The 1346-nt window shown below is 79.2% G+C and carries 1 protein-coding gene and 1 pseudogene; both read left to right on the top strand.

Going from position 1 to position 1346, the window contains the following annotated elements; genetic code table 11:
- A partial coding sequence (locus K933_RS12350) for an ATPase, T2SS/T4P/T4SS family (protein WP_023395070.1) occupies positions 1–816 on the top strand: 816 nt, incomplete at its 5' end.
- Positions 810–1346, top strand: a pseudogene (locus K933_RS12345) (type II secretion system protein); the annotation flags it as partial. The gene K933_RS12350 and the pseudogene K933_RS12345, both read left to right, overlap by 7 nt.

Raw genomic sequence — 1346 nt, 5'->3', positions numbered from 1 at the left:
CTCTGCTCGCTCGCGGTCGAACGCGGCGCGGCGGGGCTGGTCGCGGGTCCGCGCGGCGCGGGCAAGACCACGGCGCTGGGCGCGCTGCTGTGGGAGCTCCCGGCGGCGACCCGCGCGGTCGTCGTCGAGGAGACGCCCGAACTCCCGACCGACGCGCTCGGCGACGCGGGGCGGGACGTCCAGCCGCTCCGCGTCGGCACCGACGACGACGACGCGCTCTCCCCCACAGAAGCGGTCCGCGCCGCGCTCAGGCTGGGCGAGGGGAGCCTCGTCGTCGGCGAGGTCCGCGGTGAGGAGGCGCGCGCGCTCTACGAGGCGATGCGGGTGGGCGCCGCCGCCGACGCGGTGCTCGGCACCATCCACGGCACCGACGCCGCGTCGGTCCGCGAGCGGGTGGTCTCGGACCTGGGCGTCTCCGAATCCTCGTTCGCGGCGACGGACTTCGTGCTCACGCTCGGACCCGACCGGCGGCTCGACGGGTTCGAGGAGGTGGTGACCGCCGGGGGTGGCTCCGACACGACGGGCGACGACACCCGGTTCGCGCCGCTGTTCGACCGCGGCGACGCGTCGGGGCGGGGCGACGACGCGGGCGCGGCGACGCCGACGGGCCGGGTCGACCGCGGCGAGAGCGCGCTCGTCGCCGGCTTGGCTCGCCCCAGCGAGTCGTACGCGGACGTTCGGACGGCGCTCGAAACGCGCGCCGAGCGGTTCCGCGACCTGGCGGCCGACGGCCGCGTCGGCGTCGACGCGGCTGGCGTCACGTCGGCGTCCGCGGCCGACGCCCACCCGACCGCCCGGGGGGACCGGGAGTGTTGACCGCGGCGGTGGCGGCGCTCGCGGCGCGGTACCCGGCGACGGTCGACCCCGACGAGGAGTTCGTCCGCGCGGTCCGGTTCCTCGGCTGGTCGCCCGACTCGGCGACGCTCCTCCGGGCGGGCTACGTCGCCGCGGGACTGGTCGGACTGCTCGCGGCGGGCTGTGCGGTCGTCGTCGGCCGGTCGGCGCTCGCCCCGATGGCGGGCGTCGCCGCCGGGTCGGCGACAGCGCTCGCGGTCCGCCGCGGTCCGCCCGCGCTCGCGGCGCTCCGACGGACTCGCGCGCTCGGGGCGGCGACCGGTCTCGTGGGGTCGGTCGTGCTCCGGATGCGACTCGACCCGACGCCCGAGCGCGCGGCCCGCTTCGCCGCCCGCGTCGGCGACGGCCCGCTGGCCGACTCGCTCGGCGACCGGGTGGCCGCCGCGCGAGGGACGCCCCGGTCGGGGCTGGGCGCGTTCGCCGACGCGTGGACCGCGTGGTTCCCCGCGCTCGACCGGTCGGTCGCGCTCGTCGCCGCCGCGGCGGACGCA

Source organism: Candidatus Halobonum tyrrellensis G22 (assembly GCF_000495475.1).
GTDB classification, from domain to species: domain Archaea; phylum Halobacteriota; class Halobacteria; order Halobacteriales; family Haloferacaceae; genus Halobonum; species Halobonum tyrrellense.
Note: the sequence above shows the minus strand (reverse complement) of the source record. Positions and strands in the feature narration are given on the sequence as shown.